Here is an 18,966-nt window from a genome sequence, read left to right as displayed (position 1 = left end):
CCGATGGCGCATCCTGCAGCCCTGAGCCATCCTGCAGAGCGGGCGAATACTCACGAGCCGGTGCGCGGCCGCACCACCGTTGGCGACTTTGAGCTGACGGTGGTGAGCGACGGGCACTACTTTCTCGACGGAGGGGCGATGTTCGGAGTCGTCCCCAAGCCGATGTGGGAGAAGCGCGCGCCCGCGGATGCGCAGAACCGCATTCTGCTGGGCACCAACACGGTGATTGTGCGCACGGGCCAGCACACCGTGGCGATTGAGACGGGCCTCGGCAACAAAATGAGCGAGAAGATGCGCGCCATTTTTGAAGCCAAGGAGCAGTTGCCGCGCGCGCTGGAGGCCGCGGGCGTGCGGCCGGAAGAAGTGGATGTGGTGATCAACACGCATCTGCACTTTGACCACTGCGGCTGGAACACGACGAAGCTGCCGGATGGACGCATTGTGCCGACCTTCCCGAATGCGCGCTACTTTGCGCACCGAGGGGAAGTAGCCCACGGGCACCTGCAACTGGAGCGCGACGCGGTCAGCTACAACAGCCCGAATTACGATCCGCTGGTGGAGAGCGGGCAGATGACGCTGCTGGACACGCGGCCCAATGAAGTGACGGAGATTGTGCCCGGGATTTCGGTGGAGTGTTATCCGGGACACACCTCGCAACTGCTCGCGGTGAACATTGATTCAGCGGGGCAGCGGGGATGCTACATCTCGGATTTGATTCCGACGAGCGCACACCTGGATATCACGTGGGTGATGGGGTATGACCTTGATCCGCTCACGTGCATTGAGCAGCGCAAGCGGTTTTACAAGAGGGCGATTCCGGAGCAGTGGCTGGTGCTCTTCACGCATGACCACCACGTGCCGTTTGGGCATGTGAAGCTGAATGAAAAGAGCAAGCCGGTGATGCGGCAGGGCTGATTCGCTCTGCTTCGCATGCCCTGACACCAAATGAAACTGGCTCGCACCTCTTGAGCGCTTCGGCGCAGGATTACGCACTCTCATGCTCTCCACTTCTCTGTTTGTGATCCTCATTGTGTTGCTGGCGACCGGCGTGCGCTCGACCTTCGGGTTTGGAGAGTCGCTGCTGGCAGTGCCGCTGCTGGCCTTCTGCATGCCGGTGCAAACGGCCGCTCCGCTCGCGGTTCTGCTCTCCATCACGGTGGCAACGGTCATTCTGATTCAGGACTGGAAGAAGATTCACTTCGGCAGCGCGCTGTCGTGGCTGGTGGCGACGTGTTTTGGTATTCCGCTGGGATTGATGCTGCTTACCAGCGGGCATGAGGGCGCGGTCAAGATTGCGCTGGCGCTGCTACTGATGGGGTTTGCACTGTTCTCGCTGACGGGCCTGCAGCGCTGGCAGATTCGCCGCGATCATCGCCCCCTGCTGCTGGGCTGCGGACTGCTGGCCGGCGTGCTGGGCGGCGCTTATGGCATGAACAGTCCGCCGCTGGTGATTTATGGGGCGCTGCGGCGGTGGCCCGCGCCGCAATTTCGCGCCACGCTGCAGGGATATTTTTTGCCGGCCAGCGCACTCTGCATGCTGGGCTACTGGCGCGCCGGGCTGTGGACGCACACGGTCACGCACTACTACCTGATTTCGCTGCCGGTGCTGCTGCCTGTGATTCCGCTGGGGCGATGGGTGAATCGCCGCATGCATCCGGAGAGATTTCTCAAGTATGTTTATGTGGGCCTGATGGTGATTGGCGTGATTCTGCTGGCGCAGACGGTGCATGCGGCGGGCTGAGTTGTGCGTGCGGCGTCAGAATTGCATCCCCACCGGAGCCGCTTCATCTAAGCCGTTATGCCTATCGATGCCAAGCTTCGCGCTCTTCTGGATAGCCTTCCGCCCGCGCCGCCACTCGACCAGGTGACGCCCGATCAGCTTCGCGCCAACGTTCAGAAAATGGCCGCCGGGATGAAGTTTCCCGACCTGCCGCAGGTACGCACGCAGGATGTGGAGATTGCGGGCCCCGCCGGGGCGATACCCGCGCGCGTTTATTCGGCAGGAGCAGCGGAGCCCGCGCCCGTGATCGTTCACTTTCACGGCGGCGGCTGGGTGGTGGGTTCGCTGGAGACACACGATCCCTTTTGCCGCTATCTGTGCGGCCTCACGCAGGCTGTGATTGTTTCGGTCGATTACCGGCTTGCGCCGGAGCATAAGTTTCCGGCAGCCGTGGAAGATGCCGAAGCGGCCACTCTGTGGGTGCTGGAGCATGCGGCGGAGCTGGGCGGCGATGCGAAGCGCGTTTTTGTGAGCGGGGACAGCGCGGGAGGCAATCTGGCGGCGGCCGTTGCGCTGCTGCTGAGCGGCAAGGCCACGTTGCGCGGGCAACTGCTGCTGTTTCCTGCGACCGATGGCGCGCCGGAAGAATATGCCTCCTACCAGAGCAATGCGACCGGCTACGGGCTGGAAGCGGAGAGCATGCGCTGGTACATCGGCCAGTATCTTGCCGGGGAGGAGCAGCGCGGCGATCCACGCTTTGCGCCGGTGCGGGCGAGCGACCTGAGCGGATTGCCACCTGCGCTGGTGATGACGGGCGAGTATGACGTGCTGCGCGACGAGGGCATTCGCTATGCAGAGCGGCTCACCGAGGCGGGCGTGGCGGTGACGCATATTCATTACGGCAGAATGCATCACAACTTTGCCGTGTGGCCGCTGACGGTGGCCGCATTGCCGCAGTCGTTTGAAGCGCGCCGGGAGATGGCGGAATGGGTGCGGCAGACTGCGCAGTAGCCCGGCAAAGACGGGAGCTTCGTGCGCTCTCTGGCTAGTTCTTTGAGGCGCTGTCTTCGCCGACCTTCAGCACAGCGAGGAAGGCTTCCTGCGGGATATCGACCTTGCCGATACGCTTCATGCGCTTCTTGCCTTCCTTCTGCTTCTCGAGCAGCTTGCGCTTGCGCGAGATGTCGCCGCCATAGCACTTGGCGATGACGTTTTTGCGCAGGGCCGCGACGGTTTCGCGCGCGATGATCTTGGACCCGATGGCGGCCTGGATGGCCACCTCGAACTGCTGGCGCGGGATCAGCTCGCGCATCTTTGAGACCAGCGCGCGGCCACGCTCATAGGCGAAGTCGCGATGCACGATGATCGAGAGCGCATCGACGGGCTCGCCGGAGACGAGAATATCCATCTTGACCATGGGCGAGACCCAGGTGCCGGCAAGCTGGTAGTCGAGCGAGGCATAGCCGCGCGACACCGACTTGAGGCGGTCATAGAAGTCGAGCACGATCTCATTGAGCGGCAGCTCGTAAGTGAGCATGACGCGGGTCGGCGTCACGTATTCAAAGTTTTGCTGGCGGCCGCGCTTCTCTTCGACCAGCTTGAGGATGCCACCGACGTACTCCTCATTGGTGAGGATGGTAGCCCGAATCACGGGCTCTTCGACCTGCTCGATTTCGCTGGGGTCGGGCCAGCGGGAGGGATTGTCGACCTCAAGCGTGCTGCCATCGGTCATGGTGATCTTGTAGCGCACGCCGGGCGCAGTGGTGATCAGGTCGAGGTCGAATTCGCGCTCCAGACGCTCCTGGATGATCTCCATGTGCAGCAGGCCGAGAAAGCCGCAGCGGAAGCCGAAGCCGAGCGCCACGGAACTCTCCGGCTCAAAGAAGAACGACGAATCATTGAGGCGCAGCTTTTCGAGCGCGTCGCGCAAGAGCGTATGCTCGTGCGAATCAACGGTGTAGATGCCGGCGAAGACCATCGACTTGATGTCTTCAAAACCGGCGAGCGGCTCGGCGGCCGGGCGAGCGTCCTCGGTGACGGTGTCGCCGATCTTGGTGTCGGAGACAGTCTTGATGGTCGCGACAAAAAATCCGACTTCGCCGGCGGAGAGTTCACCGATCTCCATCGGCTTGGGCGTGAGCACGCCCATCGACTCCACATCAAAGACCTTGCCGTTGGACATGAGCCGGATGCGCATGCCCTTGCGGAGCGTGCCGTTCATGACGCGAGCGAGCACGATGACGCCGCGATAGGCGTCGAACCAGGAATCAAAGATGAGCGCCTGCAATGGCGCATTGGGGTCGCCGGTGGGCGGCGGCAGCCGCTTGACGATGGCCTCAAGTACGTCGGGCACGCCGACGCCGGTTTTGGCGCTGACGGGGATGGCATCGGTGGCATCGAGGCCGACGGCCTGCTCAATCATCTCCTGCGTGCGGGTGATGTCGGCGCTGGGCAGGTCAATCTTGTTGATGACGGGAATGATCTCAAGCCCGTTGTTGATGGCGAGATAGGCGTTGGCGAGCGTCTGCGCTTCAACACCCTGCGAGGCATCGACGATGAGCAGCGCGCCCTCGCACGAGGCGAGCGAGCGCGAGACCTCGTAGGAGAAGTCCACGTGGCCGGGCGTATCGATCAGATTGAGCTGATAGGTTTCGCCGTCTTTGGCCTTGTAGAGCATGCGCACGGCATGGGCCTTGATGGTGATGCCGCGTTCCCGCTCCAGGTCCATGGCGTCAAGTACCTGGGCCTGCATTTCGCGGGCGGTGAGCGAGCCGGTCATCTCCAGCAGCCGGTCAGAGAGCGTGGATTTGCCGTGGTCGATATGCGCGATGATCGCAAAGTTGCGAATGTACTTGCTGTCCATGAAGAAAAGGGGGCGGGAAGAAGAGCCAAAGCGGGAAACTTCCCTAAAAGCTGATCTTACCATCGGCATTTTGAGGCTCGCGGCCTACAATGAAGGGGAGTTCTCGTCTTTTGATCATGGCTGTATCCAGAATCCTGCTCACCGGAGCCCTTTCGGGGGCTATTTTGCTCACACTCACGGGTTGTCCCTCACAGCAGGCGGCCAACACCGTGCCGCGCGGGGCGGTGGCCCCGGCGACGGCGGCGCCCGCCTCGCCTGATGACACTGCGGCGGCCGCCACGGCGGAAAGCACGCCGAGCGATCGCGACCAGCGCATCATTGCAGGCGTGGAGGACCAGTACCACAGCGGCCTTGATGCCTACCAGCAGGGCAACCTCGACACCGCGCGGCAGCACTTTAACCGTGCCGTGGATCAGTTGCTGACCTGTGGCGTCAATCTCAAGACCGATGCTGCTCTGCGCGCCGAGTTTGACCGCATTGTCGATTCCGTGGACACGCTCGAAATGGATGCGCTCAAGCAAGGCAACGGGCTCACCGAATCAGAGCCCTCGCCGGTAGATGTGGCCAACAACGTCACGTTTCCTGTAAACGCGAAGCTCGAAGCCCAGGCCGCGGCCGAGATCAAGACCACGCAGTCTGACCTGCCGCTGGTGATGAACGATTATGTCGCCAGCTACATCAACTTTTTTGAAAACACGAAGCGCGGACATGACACCATCGTGGCCTCGCTCGAACGCGGCGGCCGCTACAAGGGGATGATCGAAGGCGTCTTGAAGAAGGCCGGCCTGCCGCAGGATCTTTATTATCAGGCGGTCGCGGAATCGGGCTTCAATCCAACTGCGATGAATCGCTCGTCGGGCGCGGGCGGCATGTGGCAGTTCATGCCTTACGGCAATTATGGCCTGCTGCATAACGCGTGGGTGGATCAGCGCTTTGATCCGGTGCTTGCTACCGAAGCCTACTGCCGGCTCATCAAGGCGGACTATGACCAGTTGGGTGATTGGTACCTGGCCATGGCCGCCTACGACTGGGGCGCGGGCAATGTGCAACGCGCGGTCGAGCGTACCGGCTATGCCGACTTCTGGCAGCTCTACAAGCTCAACAATCTGCCGGCGGAAACGAAGAACTACGTTCCGATTATTCTGGCCGTCACCTTCATGGCCAAGCACCCGGGCCAGTATGGGCTCAACGACCTGAGCCTTGATCCTCCACTGACGTATGACACGGTGGAGACGCACACGGAGATCAACCTGCATCTCGTCGCCGACATCACGGGCGCCTCAGTGGATCAACTGGAGGCACTCAACCCAAGCCTGCTGCGCGGCGCGACTCCGCCGGATGAGGCCTTTACTCTGCGCATTCCTTCGGGCACCAAGAGCAGCTTTGAGCAGGACATTGCGCTCATTCCGCCCGACGACCGGCGAGACTGGCGCTTTCATCAGGTGCAGCCCACGGACACACTGGCGTCCATCGCGCACGAGTATCACGTCTCAGAGGATGAGCTGGCGTCGGTCAACCAGATTGATGCACCCACTGATCTGGCGCAGCGCGACGCGGTCGTGATTCCGGTGGCGCGGCCCTCCCAGCCGAGCCTGCTTCGCACGCTGGTCTACCGCGTGCGGCGCGGCGATACGCTGGTCTCGATTGCGGATCGCTATGGCGTCTCTGTTCTCAGTCTGCGGCGCTGGAACCATCTGCGCAGCAGTTTTTTGCGTGCGGGCCAGCTTCTGCATGTTTCCACGCCGGTGCGGGCTGAGATGCGCAACACCACCTATGCGCGCGGAGGCACGGAGTACCATCGCATCGGCCGGGGAGAAACGCTGGGCGGCATTGCGGACCACTACCACGTTTCGATTGAAGACCTGCGCCGCTGGAATCATCTGCACGGCAACGAAATTGCGGCCGGACATTCTCTGCGTGTCTCGCCTCCGCATGAGCACGCGACACTGGCCGATCCGCCGGCGCACCACAGCGCGCGCGCGTCTCATGAAGCCGCGCACGCTGCGCATGCCGCTGCGTCACACCCACGCTATTACCGCGTGCGGCGCGGCGACACCATTGGCGGCATTGCCGCGCGCTTTCATGTTTCGATCACTGACCTGCGCCACTGGAATCATCTGCGCGGAAATGAGATTCGCGCCGGACACTCGCTGCGCGTCTCTGCTTTGAGATAAAAATTTTGCCACCGCGTGTGATAAAGATCACCAAAGCTTCAGAAGTACATCACGAAATACTTGCGCGTTATGGCGGGGCGATGCATGCTGTTGCTATAATCCGCGCCGCAGGGCTTTTGTGCGGCAGCGGATTGCAAATCTGAAGCGAAGGCAAAGAAGCGAAGCCCTGGAGGGCACACCGATGCAGGATCATCGCAGATTGTACGCATATCACGACAGCGACTTCGAGCCGGAACCAGATGACTCGGCTGAAGAGCTTGAGAACAGCTTTGACGACGAGGAAGAAGAAGAAGAGGTAACGATCTCGGTTTCTTCTGACGATGATCAAGACGACGCGCTGGAGGACGAGCAGGAGTTCGCAGTTCCGGCTGCTGCCGTGACCGAAGCGGAGTTTCTGCTAGTCGCGGAAGAAGCCCCCAAGGCTCCGGCGGTAAAGAAGCCGGCGAAGAAGGCAGCAGCAAAGAAGGCACCGGCAAAGAAAGCTGCGAAGAAGACCCCGGCCAAAAAGGCCGCGAAGAAAGTTTCGGCGAAGAAGGCAGTGAAGAAAGCCGCTGCCAAGAAACCCGCCACCAAGTCTGCCGCGAAGTCCAGCAGTAAGCGTGCTCTCAGCGGCGGAGCAGTCAAGAAGAAATCCTCGGCTGCGAAGAGCACAAGCAGTAAAAAATCAACCAAACGAGGTACTCCTTTGGCAGTCAAGACCGCAAAGAAGGCTCCGGCCAAGAAGGCCGCAGCAAAGAAAACCGCAGTGAAGAAGGCTCCGGCCAAGAAGGCAGCCGCCAAGAAGGCTCCTGCTAAGAAGGTCGCAGCCAAGAAGACGGCAGCCAAGAAGGCTCCCGCCAAGAAAGCTGCAGCGAAGAAGGCGCCTGCCAAGAAGGCCGCCAAGAAAGCTGCTCCGAAGAAGAAGTAGTTCTACGGCAACATAAGTAAGACGAGGCAAGCAAAAGAGCCCGGCAATGCGCCGGGCTTTTTTGCGTCTTGAAAACGGGTTGCTCTCAGGCCTTCTGCTGCGCTGCCAGCTCCGCGAGCACCTCTTCGCTGTGGCCGCTGGGGCTGACTTTGGGCCACACCTTCACGACGCGGCCTTCTGGATTGATGAGGAACGTCACGCGATGATCGATCTTGAAGCCCATGTAATTGCCGAGCACGCCGTAGTCTTTTGAAACCTGCGCCTGGTGATCGCTCAACAGGGTGAAGCCGAGTCCATCTTTGGTGCAGAACTTTTTGTGGCTCTTCACGGTGTCGAGGCTCACGCCCAGAATGAGGGCATTGGCGGCGTGATACTTCTCGATGTCGCGCTGAAAGTTGTGGGCTTCGATGCTGCAGCCGGGCGTCATGTCCTTGGGGTAGAAGTAGAGCACCACCCATTTGCCGCGCTGGCTGTCGAGGCTGACCGGCTGGCCCTCCTGATTGGGCAGCGTGAAGCCGGGAGCCATCTGGCCCACCCGCGGCATGCCTGGGACTTTCGCTGCGAAGCTGCGCAACGCCAGGCCGCCCAACGTCACCACGACGGCCACGAGTACGATGATCCAGAATCTGCTCATGAGGTTTGCTCCGAAAAGTGGCCCGCATTGGCGGACCGTGGGCTTCCGCCCGACTCATTATCGTTATTCGGCGGCGATGATCGCAATGCGCGCAGCGTTGGCGCGGGCGAGTACTCCATCCCTGTCAAAAATGAGGGTGCGTTTTGCCTCTATGGCCAAACAGGTGGCTCCGGCAGCGATCATCGTCTCGATGGTGCGCAGGCCGATCACGGGCACGTCAAAGCGCATGTCCTGTTTCGGCTTCGCCACTTTCACGACGGTGAGGCGGTGCGAGAGCGTGGAGGCTTCATCGTCAAGCGTGCGCATAAGCGCACCGGCGCGTTCGATGGTGGCATCGGTGCCTTCCATGGCTTCGACCGCGACGCAGGCCTGCGCGGCAACGACGACGGTCTGGCCGAGATCGTATCCGGCGATGCCTTTGGCGACTTCGCGGCCGTAGGCGATGTCACGCTGCTCGTCTTCCTCGGGCGCGCGCTCGGTCAGCACGCCCGGCTCAACCAACATTGGTTCCAGGTAAGTCGTCGAAGAGATGAGCTCGATGCCTTCGTCGCCGAGAACCTTCGCGACCGCGCCCAGCAGCATGTCTGTATTGCGCGTGCGCAGGCTCATGAGCAGCTTGGCGAGACGCCAGTCAGGGCGAATGCTGGAGAAGATCTGCTTATGGCGCACCTGCCCGGCCATGACGGCGCGGGTGACGCCCTCTTTGTGAAAGGTATCGATCAGCTTGGACAGCTCGCCCAGCGAGAGCCAGTAGACGCGCAGGCCGGGGTCGGCGGCGGCGCGGTCGTTCATCTCCGGGTCGGTCTCTTCTTTGATGGCGGCCACGACGACTTCGAGGCCGCTGGCGCGCGCGGCCTCCAGCAGCAGAAACGGAAAGCGCCCGTTGCCGGCGATGAGGCCCAGTTTGCTCATATGCGATCTATTTGAGCACGCCGCGCTCGGACTGCTCGATGAACTCGACGAGGTAGGCGACGTCTTCGGTGGCGATGCCCTCTTCGCGCAGTTTGGCGATGGCCTGCGTGGTGTTCATTTTGGCGGCGAGCAGCAGGCGGTAGGCGTGCTGAATGGCGCGCAGCCGGGGGCGGTCAAAGCCGCGCCGCTCAAGGCCCACCTTGTTGAGGCCGTAGGCGTGCGTTTCGCGTTTGGCTGAGGTCAGGGAAAAGGGCAGCACGTCCTGCGTGATGGTGGTGCCGCCGCCAATGTAGGCGTAGCGCCCGATGCGGCAGAACTGATGCACGGGGCAGAGCGCGCCGACGGTGGCGTAGTCCTCTACGATGACGTGGCCGGCCAGCGTGGCGGCGTTGGCCAGAATGCATCCGTTGCCAATCACGCTGTCATGGCCGATGTGCGTGTAGGCCATGATGAGGCATCCCGAGCCGACGCGCGTGGCGCCGCCGCCGCCGGGAGTACCGCGCGAGATGGTGACGTACTCGCGAATGGTGTTGTCATCGCCGAGCACGACGGCGGTGGGCTCGCCCTTGTACTTGAGGTCCTGCGGGGCGATGCCGACACAGGCGAAGCTGTAGAACTTGTTGCGCGCGCCCGCCGTGAGGTGGCCGTCGAGCACTACATGTGAGGCCAGCTCGCAGTCCTCGCCCAGCACGACATTGGGGCCGATGGTGCAGTAAGGCCCGACCGTGCAGGAGGCGGGAACCACCGCGCCTTCGGCCACGATGGCCGTGGGATGAATGCTCACTCGGCGCTCACTGTGGAGATGGCTTCCTGCGCGGGAGCGGATTCAGCGCCGGACTCAGCGGCCGGAGCGGCTTCGGTGGCTTGTGCGTCGGGCCGGGGCACGAGCTGGCACATCACCGTGGCTTCGCAGGCGAGCTTGCCGTCCACCAGGGCGCGGCCTTCCATCTTGGCGCGGCGAGGCTTCCAGTTGAGCACGTCGATCTCAATGCGGAGCTGGTCACCGGGCACGACCGGGCGGCGGAACTTGGCGCGCTCGATGCTGGTGAACATGATGAGCAGCTTGTCGCGATCGGGCACCTCGGGCATGAGCAGCGTGCCGCCGGCCTGGGCGATGGCCTCAATGACCATGACGCCGGGCATGACCGGCATGCCGGGGAAATGGCCCTGAAAGAAGGGCTCATTCATGGTGACGTTCTTGATGGCGACAATCCGCTTCTTGCGCTCGATTTCGACGACGCGGTCAATCAGCAGAAACGGATAACGATGCGGCAGGATCGACATGATCTCCCGGATGTCCAGGGTCTGCTTGCCGTCCAGAATGGGGTTCGGAGTATCCATAAGGCAATGGCGATTATAAATGGCGGGCGCGGAGGGGTGGAAACCGGGGAGTAAGTGGCAATCGGGTGGGTGCCCCATACAAGCCGGGTTTGGCTTGTGTGGGTGTTGCTCGTCTGAGCGTTGAGTGAGTTAGCTGTTCTCTTTGACCAGCAACCATCTCGCTTGAGGAACAGCTCTCGCCCGCGTCATTCTGAGCCGCATGTTTCGACCCTCCGGTCGAAACATGCGAGGGAAGAATCCCGGCGATGCCTCGAACGCCCGTTGCACCGCAAGGTTTCTCCCACCATTCTGGGAGAAACTCCGATCAGCATTGGCACCCGAATCATCGCCGGGATTCTTCGGCCTTCGGCCTCAGAATGACGCAACCCAGTCGGTTGATCACCGCTTGAGATCTGTGGCATCAGCTTGAACATAAAAGCCGCGCGTACCACAACATGGCGCCATTCAGTGGCACCTTGAAGCCAAGACCTATTATCTTTTATAGGGATTTGAACACTTATGTTCACTGCATTTATCGATGAGAGCTTTGACGATAAGAACCTAGGTCGCTTCGCAGTAGCCGCCGTGTTTGGGAATGGCTGGTCAGCGCTCAGGGGAGAGACGCTCTGGCGCGAATTGCTTTGTAAGCACAAGTTGCGATCCTTCAAGGCTTCCAAGCTACAGGGGAAGCCTGAAGTACGAGCGGAGTTTGCAATGGCAATTGCTGATTCCGGACTGATCGCAAGCGGGCTTATCACGGATCAAACGGTCGTGAGGGAACACCTAAACGGCTCGAGCCTTCACAAGCAATATAAAGAGAACCCTTACATGCTCATGTACCAGACGATCTTTGTCAGAATCGCGATGGACCTGCGACGCGCAGGTGCTACTGATTCTGTATCTTTCGTCTGCGACGAGAATGGCCGATATCGTGACATCCTTACGCGGTCATATCCAGAATTGAAGTCTCGAAATCCGAACGCTGCTGAATATATGGGATCATGTACCACTGCAGATGACGAGAGCTATGTGCAGCTGCAGATGGCTGATCTAATCGCATGGGAGTTACGCCGCGCTGGAACTTCAATAGGCGACTTAGGCGAAGAAGCTTCCGCGCCGCTTCAGATCCTCCTCGACAGGAAGACCTTATGGTTCTGCGGACACCTGGATGAAGAACGCGTTCGAACAATACGCGAGATTGTAGACAAGAGTGTGTCTGAAGGAGTCTAGATATGATCCCCCCATATCCTGCATGTTCTTCAAGCCCACAGCAAAAGGCCAGCCCGACGGGCTGGCCTTTTGTCTTTCCGTGAGTAAGAAAACTACTTCGCGCCTACGGGCTCGGCGCTCAGTTCTTCGAGGCGCTTGGCGAGCAGCTTTTCGAGGTTTTCGAGAGCTTCGGAGAAGCCTTCGATGCCTTCCTTCAGCTTGTCGTGGGCCATGCGGTCTTCGGCGTGCATCTTGTCGAAGGTGGCCTTGTCGACCGTGATGCGCTCGATCTCCATGCCCTTCGCCTTTTCGGCGTCGAGCTTGCGGGGCAGTTCGGCTTCCTTGGCGTCCAGCTCCTCAAGCAGCTTGGGCGAGATGGTGAGCAGGTCGCAGCCGGCCAGCTCGATGATTTCGCCGGTGTTGCGGAAGCTCGCGCCCATGACCACGGTCTTGTAGCCGAACTTTTTGAAATAGTTGTAGATGCGGGTCACGGACTGCACGCCGGGGTCGTCCGCGCCCACGTAGTCCTTGCCGGTGTCTTTCTTGTACCAGTCAAGAATGCGGCCCACGAAGGGCGAGATGAGCGTGACGCCAGCCTCAGCGCAGGCCACGGCCTGATGCATGCCAAAGAGCAGCGTCAGGTTGCAGTGAATGCCTTCCTTCTCCAACTGCTCGGCGGCGCGAATGCCCTCCCAGGTGGAGGCAATCTTGATGAGCACGCGCTCGCGGCCAATGCCCTGCTTCTGATACTTCTCAATGATGGCGTGGGCCTGCTTGATGGTGGCTTCGGTGTCGTAGGACAGGCGCGCATCCACTTCCGTCGAGACGCGGCCGGGGATGATGGCCAGAATCTGCTTGCCAAAGGCGACGGCCAGATTCTCAAAGGCCAGCTTGGCCACCTTGTCAGACGGGGCGCTGTCGCCAAGCTGCTTCTTGGCGTCGAGCAGCGTGTCGTCCACAATCTTCTGGTAGGCCGGCATGCCGGCGGCGGCGGTGATCAGCGAAGGGTTGGTCGTCGCATCCTGCGGGCGAACCTTTTCAATCGCCTGGATATCGCCCGTGTCGGCGACTACGGTCGTCATTTTACGGAGCTGAGCGAGCAGAGACTGAGACATCATTCCTCCTTGGGAGTTCACTTTTCATTGTAGCCGGAATGGCCGGGGCCAATGCCCCTGAGGGCTGGCACCGCGCCGGGCATTCCTGAATCTGAACCGGACAAGCCGCGCGGGGCAGGCGGCAACTCTAATTATTAAGATGCAACCACCCTGCTCAGGCGACCGGATTTTTGAGCGATCCAATGCCCTCGACCGTAACCTGCACCATATCACCGGCTTGCATGGGCGCGACCCCGGCGGGCGTGCCGGTGGGAATGACATCGCCGGGCACGAGCGTCATGGCGGCGGTGATGTAGCGCAGCAGCTCGGGAATGGGAAAGATGAGGTCGCGGGTGTGGCCGTGCTGCTTCGTTTCGCCATTGAGGGTGGTGGTGACGCTGAGGCCGGGGCCGGCGACGGGGTCAATGTCGCTGGTCACGATGGGGCCGGCCGGGCAGAAGGTGTCAAAGCCCTTGGCCCGCGACCACTGTCCGTCAGACTTTTGCAGGTCGCGCGCGGTGACGTCGTTGACGATGGTGTAGCCGCGAATGTAGCTGCGCACGTCCTCGTCGGGGCCGATTTTGCTGGCTCGGTGGCCGATCACGATGGCCAACTCACCCTCAAAATCGACGCGTTTGGATTGGGGCGGAATCTGAATGGCCTCACCGGGGCCGATGACCGAGGAAGGCGCCTTCAAAAAGAGCAGCGGCTCTTTGGGCACGTCATTGCCCAGCTCGGCGGCGTGGTCGCGGTAGTTGCGCCCGATGCAAACGATTTTGGGCGGCGCCACAGGCGCAAGCAGCCGGGCGTGGGCCAGCGGCATGGGTAAAAACGAGGCGGCGTTGGGCTGCGCGGTGGGGTCCTCTTCAAAGGCAGGCAGCAGATGCTCGATCCAGAGCTCGCCGTCGCGTGGGATGACGGCTCCGTACTGGGGTCCAACGACAGAAAGAAAACGGCAGTATTGCATGATGCTCCTTACAGTGGGCACTGCAAATGTAACAGGAGCCTGCGGGATGGGGCGACGGGCGTTGAACGCAGATGAAAACTGTCCAGATGGGAGAGAGCTGAGCCTACTGAGCGGGCAGAGCTTCGCTCACCGGGGCTGAACGCGGGCTGGCGAGTCCATTGCTGCTGATGGCGGTGACGGCGTATTCATAAGTGACGCCTGGCTCGGCCTCGGCGTCATGCCAGGCGGGCGCGGCCAGCAGCGGCTTCGCGGGCGAGATGCGCTGCCATGCGCCGCCCGAACCGGCGATGCGGCGATAGACGGCGTAGCCGGTCACGTCGCTCTCGGGGCTGGGCTGCCAGGAGAGATCAATGGCCCGCGCGGCAGCGTCGGCCACGGCCTCAAGGTCGCGTGGCACGGCGGGCGCGAAGAGGTTTTTTGCGTTCACGGTGACGGGCTGGCTAGGCGCGCCGGGCAGCTCGGCGGCGGCTCCGTTCACTTTGAGCTCAAGCACGCGCTGCAGCACATAGGTGTAGGTGTGGTTGAGCGCGGCGTCGCGGTCAATGGCCTGGCCGGGGTCGCGGCGGCTGAGGCTGATCTCCAGCACCTGCTCGGGCGCGGGGCCCTCCCCGGCCATGTTTCCGGCTGAGGCATGGGGCTGCTTCGCATGCGGCGGCGCGACCAGCGTGCGGTGAATGCGCATGACCATGTGCGGCTCGGCCGAGGCCGGCTGCCAGTGCATGACGATGCCGTCTTTGCGGGTGGTGAGGCGCAGCGGGCCGACGGGTGGCGGGGGCGCTCCGGCGACCACATTGGCGGCGTTCGATAGCCCGGCGGTCTTCTTCCACGGGCTGTACAGCTCGACGGAGTAGGCCAGCAACCGCGGCGTGCCCGCGAGCAAGGCGGGCGGCAGCGTGTGGGTCCAACTTGCGGCCTGGCCGGGTGCGAAATGCAGCGTGGCAATAGGCTGGCAAGCGGCATCTGCAGCAATCGGAAGCACGGCCCGGCAGACCACGACGGGCTGCGGCCCTTTGAGCAGCGCCTTGTCGGTGGTGCGTTTGGGCATGGTCCAATGCAGGGTGACGGCGGCGCCGGCGCGCGTGGCGGTGAGGTCTTTGACGGGAGTGGGAATTTTGAGGCTGGGCGGCGACGGAGCGGCTTCCAGCGCGCAACCGGTGAGCAGGCCGGCCAGCAGCAGGGCGGCGGCGCTGAGCGCACGCTTGCCTGCTGCTGCGGATTTTGCCCCTGCCGTGGTCATCTTCTGCCCAGCGTAACAGAGGGCGGGGGCTATTGGAGTTCGTGGCGCAGCGCCTCAGCCAGCGCGGGGTGGTGAAACTCGAAGCCGTTTTGCTGCAAGCGGGTGGGGGCGACGCGCGTGGAGGCAAGCAGCGCCTGATCGGCCATTTCGCCAAAGACCAGCCGCAGGGCAAAGGCCGGAGCCGGAAGAATCGCCGGACGGTGGAGCACATGGCCCAACTGGCGGGTGAAATCGGCGTTGCGCACCGGGTTGGGGGCGACCACATTGACGGCTTCCACGAGCGGAGCGGAGGGGTCGTCGATGGCGCGCTGGCCCAGGAAGATGAGGGCGCGGGCGGTGTCTTCGAGGCTGATCCAGCTCATCCATTCGCGGCCATTGCCGAGCGGGCCGCCGAGGCCCAGGCGAAAGAGCGGCAGCATTTTGGCCAGCGCTCCGCCTCTGGGCGAGAGCACAATGCCGAAGCGCGCCGAGACCACGCGAATGCCGCAAGCAGCGGCCTCAGCGGCGGCCGCCTCCCAGGCGAGGCAGGTTTCGGGCAGAAATCCCTGGCCCGGAGCGGAGTTTTCATCGACCACCTCATCGCCGCGCTCGCCATAGATGCCGATAGCGGAGGCGCACACCAGCACTTTGGGCCGGGGCTCGGTCTGGCAAAGCGCGGCGGCCAGGGCACGCACGGGCTCGACGCGGCTCTGGACCAGAACGCGCTTTCGGGCGTCTGTCCATCGCGTGGAAGAGATGTTGGCGCCGGAGAGATGAATGGCTATCTCTGTTCCACTCAGGCGGTTACAATCAGGCGTCTTTCCAGACTGGGGGTTCCATTCCAACTCTTCTGAAGTGCGCGCCGGACGCCGCACCAGTTGCTTGCAGCCATACCCTTCCTGGGCCAGAATCTCGCGCAAAGCAGTTCCAATCAGGCCGGAGGCACCACTCAAAAGCACTTGCGGTTTCATAAGATCGACAATCCTTTCCGGGAATTTATGCGTATGAAAGGCATGGGGTTACGCCGCCCGTTTTGCCACATCAAAAACATTTGAAGCAGGCGGATAATAAATAACAGAGATCAGATGCGAAAAGGGGAAACAAGCATGGCTACCGAGGAGAAGGAAGGCATCCCGAGTGTGGAGATTGATCCGGCGAGCGCCGAGGCGTTCATTTCGGAAAAGAGAATCGGCGAGCGCATCAAGCGGCTGCGCCTGAAGAAGTCGATGGGATTGGTGGAACTGGGCCGTCATACGGGGCTTTCTGCCAGCTTCCTTTCTCAGCTTGAGACGGGCCGCGTGGTGCCCACCCTGCGCAACCTGGCGCGCATTGCCATGGTCTTCAGCAAGGATCTCTCTTATTTCTTTGAAACGGAACCGCACACGCTCTTCCGTGTTCATAAGAAGAAAGAGCGCGTTCGCCTGCCGCAGACCGGCGTCGATGACCCGACCTATTTCTTCGAGAGCCTCGGCTACATGGTTCCCGATCGCATGCTTGACCCCTACTATGCCGAGTTTGTGCCGCTGAAGAAAGGCACCGAAGTGCGGGCGCACGTGCATCCGGGGTTTGAATTTCTTTACGTGATCAGCGGCGAGCTGGAGATCAAGCATGGCGAGAAGCTCCACGTGCTGGAGGGCGGCGACGGTGTGTACTTTGATGCCAGCACGCCGCATGCCTACCAGTGCGCGGGCAAAACGCCAGCCGCAGTGGTGATTGTGACCATGCACCAGCAGGCCGCCCATACCGCCGCCGGATTGCGCAGCATGAGCGCCTCGCTGAGCTCGCGTCCCTCGGCGGCAACACCGGGCAGCGCACGGCCGGCGACAGCTTTGGGCAGTGAGCGCGGCGGCGCGGCAGGGCTTTCGCCGCTTCGCACGCCCCGGGCCTGAGCCCGGGACAGGTTTCTCCTCAGGCGTCTCTCCTTCCTCTATCCTTTTCGGCCGGAATCGCTCGATTCCGGCCTTTTTCCGCGCTAAATTGCTAAACTGGAGGTGAGCCCTCCGAAGTTTTGGCAACAGCCGGCGCATTGCGCGCAATTTCAGAGATATCCAACAGAAGAAGAACTGTAACCAGGAAGGAAATCTGTGCCTGTGAGCACGATACGCAACATCGCCATCATCGCCCACGTCGACCACGGCAAGACCACTCTCGTCGACGCCATGCTGCGCCAGGCCGGAACGTTCCGCGCCAATGAAGCCGTCACCGACCGCGTGATGGACTCGAACGACCTCGAACGCGAACGCGGCATTACGATTCTGGCCAAGAACACGGCCATTCAGTACAAGGGCGACAAGGTCAACATTGTCGACACCCCGGGCCACGCCGACTTTGGCGGTGAAGTGGAACGCGCACTGAAGATGGTGGACGGCGTGATGCTGCTGGTGGATGCCTCGGAAGGCCCACTGCCGCAGACCCGTTACGTGCTCTCAAAGGCACTGGCCGGACGGCTGCCGGTAATCCTGGTCATCAACAAGATTGACCGCCCCGATGCGCGTCCGCAGGAAGTGCTGAACGAGGTCTATGACCTGTTCATCGATCTGGACGCGACCGAGGATCAGCTTGAGTTCCCGGTGCTGTACACGAACGGCAAGCAGGGCACGGCCAGCACGGATGCGGCGACGCCCGGCACCGACCTGCAGCCGCTCTTTGAGCAGATTGTGACGACCATTCCTCCGGCCACCGGCGACGCCAACGGCGCGCTGCAGGTGCTGGTGACGAACCTCGATTACTCGGACTACCTAGGCCGCCTGGCCGTGGCGCGCGTCTTCAACGGCACGCTCAAGACCGGCGACGAGGTATTCATTTCAAAGCGTGACGGCTCGCTGCAGAAGACGAAGATCACCAAGCTCTTCAGCTTCAGCGGCCTCAAGCGCGTGGACATCGAAAGCACCGAGATTGGCGATATTGTGGCCGTGGCCGGTGTGGAAGGCATCACGATCGGCGAGACGATCACGGGCATTGAAAATCCCGCGCCGCTGCCGCTGATTGTGATCGACGAGCCGACCATCGCGATGCAGTTCATGGTGAACAACTCGCCCATGGCCGGCCGCGAGGGCCAGTACGTGACCTCGCGCAACCTGCGCGAGCGGCTCGACAAGGAACTGCTGACGAACGTTTCGATCCGCGTGGAAGAGACCGACAGCCCTGACTCGTTCAAGGTGCTGGGCCGCGGTGAACTGCAGCTCGCCATTCTGATCGAGATGATGCGCCGCGAAGGCTTTGAGCTGATGGTGGGCCGGCCTGAGATCGTCACCCGCGTGGTGGACGGCAAGACCATGGAGCCGGTCGAGTACCTGACCATCGACGTGCCGGAAAACTTCGTCGGCACGGTCATCGAGCGCCTCGGGCCCCGCAAGGGCGAGATGGCCAAGATGCACAATCACGGCTCGGGCCGTGTGCGCATGGAGTTCAAGGTTCCCTCGCGCGGCTTGATCGGGCTGCGCAGCGAAATGCTGACGGAGACGCGCGGCACCATCGTGATGAACTCCATCTTTGATGGATACATGCCGTACCAGGGCGAGATTCCGCAGCGGCCCACGGGCGCGCTGATTGCCGACCGCGCGGGCACCACGACGGCTTATGCGCTCGATGGCCTGCAGGATCGCGGCATCCTGTTTCTTCCGGCAGGTGTGGAAGTCTACGAGGGCATGATTATCGGCGAGCACTCGCGCGACAACGATCTGGATGTGAACGTGGTGCGCGAGAAGAAGCTGACGAACATGCGCGCGTCGTCGGCCGATGACGCCGTGCGCCTGACGCCACCGCGCCTCTTGAACCTGGAGAACTCGATCGAGTTCATCGCGGACGACGAGATGGTGGAAGTGACGCCGAAGTCGCTGCGCCTGCGCAAGAAGGTGCTGCAGGCCAACCGGCGTCCCCGTCGCAACGCCCAGCCCAGCGCGTAGGCTGTGGCCGCATATCGGTCTGGCCGGGGATGTGCTGGAATAGAA

Annotated in this window: 17 protein-coding genes; 8 read left to right on the top strand and 9 right to left on the bottom strand. The window is 62.0% G+C overall.

Going from position 1 to position 18,966, the window contains the following annotated elements; genetic code table 11:
- Nucleotides 1-3: 3 nt before the first annotated feature.
- The 3 genes from ACP_RS12600 (at nucleotide 4) to ACP_RS12590 (ending at nucleotide 2,731) form a co-directional block, all read left to right on the top strand.
- A complete protein-coding gene (locus ACP_RS12600; RefSeq protein ID WP_015897711.1) occupies nucleotides 4-915 on the top strand; it encodes an MBL fold metallo-hydrolase in 912 nt (303 codons plus the stop codon).
- Between the two features lie 82 nt (nucleotides 916-997).
- The gene (locus ACP_RS12595; protein ID WP_015897710.1) at nucleotides 998-1,741 is read left to right on the top strand and encodes a sulfite exporter TauE/SafE family protein; all 744 of its coding nucleotides are present in this window, start codon (nucleotides 998-1,000) and stop codon (nucleotides 1,739-1,741) included.
- A gap of 57 nt (nucleotides 1,742-1,798) precedes the next feature.
- Nucleotides 1,799-2,731: an alpha/beta hydrolase gene (locus tag ACP_RS12590; protein WP_015897709.1), complete on the top strand. Its 933-nt coding sequence runs from the start codon at nucleotides 1,799-1,801 to the stop codon at nucleotides 2,729-2,731.
- A gap of 34 nt (nucleotides 2,732-2,765) precedes the next feature.
- On the opposite strand, the gene lepA is transcribed toward ACP_RS12590, so the two are convergent.
- Entirely contained in the window at nucleotides 2,766-4,583 is a 1,818-nt protein-coding gene (gene lepA, locus ACP_RS12585) for a translation elongation factor 4 (RefSeq protein WP_015897708.1), read from the bottom strand.
- Between the two features lie 116 nt (nucleotides 4,584-4,699).
- Between lepA and ACP_RS12580 the strand changes: the two genes are divergently transcribed.
- Both ACP_RS12580 and ACP_RS12575 read left to right on the top strand, forming a co-directional pair.
- Nucleotides 4,700-6,757, top strand: coding sequence for a LysM peptidoglycan-binding domain-containing protein (locus ACP_RS12580; protein WP_169305978.1), 2,058 nt, complete (start codon nucleotides 4,700-4,702; stop codon nucleotides 6,755-6,757).
- A gap of 181 nt (nucleotides 6,758-6,938) precedes the next feature.
- Entirely contained in the window at nucleotides 6,939-7,664 is a 726-nt protein-coding gene (locus ACP_RS12575) for a hypothetical protein (protein WP_015897706.1), read from the top strand.
- 85 nt (nucleotides 7,665-7,749) lie between these two features.
- Here the strand turns inward: ACP_RS12575 and ACP_RS12570 are convergent, their stop codons facing one another.
- The 4 genes from ACP_RS12570 to fabZ all read right to left on the bottom strand — a co-directional run bounded on the left by ACP_RS12570 (nucleotide 7,750) and on the right by fabZ (nucleotide 10,551).
- Nucleotides 7,750-8,298: a peroxiredoxin gene (locus ACP_RS12570; protein WP_015897705.1), complete on the bottom strand. Its 549-nt coding sequence runs from the start codon at nucleotides 8,296-8,298 to the stop codon at nucleotides 7,750-7,752.
- Between the two features lie 63 nt (nucleotides 8,299-8,361).
- Nucleotides 8,362-9,210, bottom strand: coding sequence for an LpxI family protein (locus tag ACP_RS12565; protein ID WP_015897704.1), 849 nt, complete (start codon nucleotides 9,208-9,210; stop codon nucleotides 8,362-8,364).
- Nucleotides 9,211-9,217: 7 nt separating this feature from the next.
- Complete coding sequence (gene lpxA / locus ACP_RS12560) at nucleotides 9,218-9,994, bottom strand: acyl-ACP--UDP-N-acetylglucosamine O-acyltransferase (protein ID WP_015897703.1); 777 nt, start codon at nucleotides 9,992-9,994, stop codon at nucleotides 9,218-9,220.
- On the bottom strand, nucleotides 9,991-10,551 hold the full coding sequence (gene fabZ, locus ACP_RS12555) for a 3-hydroxyacyl-ACP dehydratase FabZ (RefSeq protein ID WP_015897702.1): 561 nt from the start codon (nucleotides 10,549-10,551) through the stop codon (nucleotides 9,991-9,993). Before fabZ ends, lpxA begins: the two co-directional genes overlap by 4 nt.
- Nucleotides 10,552-11,049: 498 nt before the next feature.
- Between fabZ and ACP_RS12550 the strand changes: the two genes are divergently transcribed.
- Entirely contained in the window at nucleotides 11,050-11,760 is a 711-nt protein-coding gene (locus tag ACP_RS12550) for a DUF3800 domain-containing protein (RefSeq protein ID WP_041839556.1), read from the top strand.
- Nucleotides 11,761-11,852: 92 nt separating this feature from the next.
- Here ACP_RS12550 and ACP_RS12545 read toward each other — a convergent pair whose 3' ends face one another.
- From ACP_RS12545 to ACP_RS12530, 4 genes are all read right to left on the bottom strand, one after another.
- Complete coding sequence (locus ACP_RS12545) at nucleotides 11,853-12,854, bottom strand: transaldolase (RefSeq protein WP_015897701.1); 1,002 nt, start codon at nucleotides 12,852-12,854, stop codon at nucleotides 11,853-11,855.
- A gap of 154 nt (nucleotides 12,855-13,008) precedes the next feature.
- Nucleotides 13,009-13,800 carry a fumarylacetoacetate hydrolase family protein gene (locus tag ACP_RS12540; protein WP_015897700.1) on the bottom strand — a complete coding sequence of 264 codons (792 nt, stop codon included), beginning with the start codon at nucleotides 13,798-13,800 and terminating at the stop codon, nucleotides 13,009-13,011.
- A gap of 103 nt (nucleotides 13,801-13,903) precedes the next feature.
- The gene (locus ACP_RS12535; protein WP_015897699.1) at nucleotides 13,904-15,037 is read right to left on the bottom strand and encodes a fibronectin type III domain-containing protein; all 1,134 of its coding nucleotides are present in this window, start codon (nucleotides 15,035-15,037) and stop codon (nucleotides 13,904-13,906) included.
- 29 nt (nucleotides 15,038-15,066) lie between these two features.
- A complete protein-coding gene (locus ACP_RS12530; RefSeq protein WP_015897698.1) occupies nucleotides 15,067-15,987 on the bottom strand; it encodes a TIGR01777 family oxidoreductase in 921 nt (306 codons plus the stop codon).
- Nucleotides 15,988-16,122: 135 nt separating this feature from the next.
- On the opposite strand from ACP_RS12530, the gene ACP_RS12525 reads away from it, so the two are divergent.
- Both ACP_RS12525 and typA read left to right on the top strand, forming a co-directional pair.
- Nucleotides 16,123-16,905, top strand: coding sequence for a helix-turn-helix domain-containing protein (locus ACP_RS12525; protein ID WP_015897697.1), 783 nt, complete (start codon nucleotides 16,123-16,125; stop codon nucleotides 16,903-16,905).
- Nucleotides 16,906-17,100: 195 nt separating this feature from the next.
- Complete coding sequence (gene typA / locus ACP_RS12520) at nucleotides 17,101-18,921, top strand: translational GTPase TypA (protein WP_015897696.1); 1,821 nt, start codon at nucleotides 17,101-17,103, stop codon at nucleotides 18,919-18,921.
- The last annotated feature ends 45 nt before the right edge of the window (nucleotides 18,922-18,966 follow it).

This window comes from Acidobacterium capsulatum ATCC 51196, from assembly GCF_000022565.1.
Classification (GTDB): domain Bacteria; phylum Acidobacteriota; class Terriglobia; order Terriglobales; family Acidobacteriaceae; genus Acidobacterium; species Acidobacterium capsulatum.
This window is presented reverse-complemented; position numbering and strand designations above follow the sequence as displayed.

Excerpts from the sequence above, each read along its gene's own strand:
- ACP_RS12600 (WP_015897711.1), top strand. The coding sequence starts at position 4 with ATGGCGCATCCTGCAGCCCTGAGCCATCCTGCAGAGCGGGCGAATACT.
- ACP_RS12595 (WP_015897710.1), top strand. The coding sequence starts at position 998 with ATGCTCTCCACTTCTCTGTTTGTGATCCTCATTGTGTTGCTGGCGACC.
- ACP_RS12590 (WP_015897709.1), top strand. The coding sequence starts at position 1,799 with ATGCCTATCGATGCCAAGCTTCGCGCTCTTCTGGATAGCCTTCCGCCC.
- lepA (WP_015897708.1), bottom strand. The coding sequence starts at position 4,583 with ATGGACAGCAAGTACATTCGCAACTTTGCGATCATCGCGCATATCGAC.
- ACP_RS12580 (WP_169305978.1), top strand. The coding sequence starts at position 4,700 with ATGGCTGTATCCAGAATCCTGCTCACCGGAGCCCTTTCGGGGGCTATT.
- ACP_RS12575 (WP_015897706.1), top strand. The coding sequence starts at position 6,939 with ATGCAGGATCATCGCAGATTGTACGCATATCACGACAGCGACTTCGAG.
- ACP_RS12570 (WP_015897705.1), bottom strand. The coding sequence starts at position 8,298 with ATGAGCAGATTCTGGATCATCGTACTCGTGGCCGTCGTGGTGACGTTG.
- ACP_RS12565 (WP_015897704.1), bottom strand. The coding sequence starts at position 9,210 with ATGAGCAAACTGGGCCTCATCGCCGGCAACGGGCGCTTTCCGTTTCTG.
- fabZ (WP_015897702.1), bottom strand. The coding sequence starts at position 10,551 with ATGGATACTCCGAACCCCATTCTGGACGGCAAGCAGACCCTGGACATC.
- ACP_RS12550 (WP_041839556.1), top strand. The coding sequence starts at position 11,050 with ATGTTCACTGCATTTATCGATGAGAGCTTTGACGATAAGAACCTAGGT.
- ACP_RS12545 (WP_015897701.1), bottom strand. The coding sequence starts at position 12,854 with ATGTCTCAGTCTCTGCTCGCTCAGCTCCGTAAAATGACGACCGTAGTC.
- ACP_RS12540 (WP_015897700.1), bottom strand. The coding sequence starts at position 13,800 with ATGCAATACTGCCGTTTTCTTTCTGTCGTTGGACCCCAGTACGGAGCC.
- ACP_RS12535 (WP_015897699.1), bottom strand. The coding sequence starts at position 15,037 with ATGACCACGGCAGGGGCAAAATCCGCAGCAGCAGGCAAGCGTGCGCTC.
- ACP_RS12530 (WP_015897698.1), bottom strand. The coding sequence starts at position 15,987 with ATGAAACCGCAAGTGCTTTTGAGTGGTGCCTCCGGCCTGATTGGAACT.
- ACP_RS12525 (WP_015897697.1), top strand. The coding sequence starts at position 16,123 with ATGGCTACCGAGGAGAAGGAAGGCATCCCGAGTGTGGAGATTGATCCG.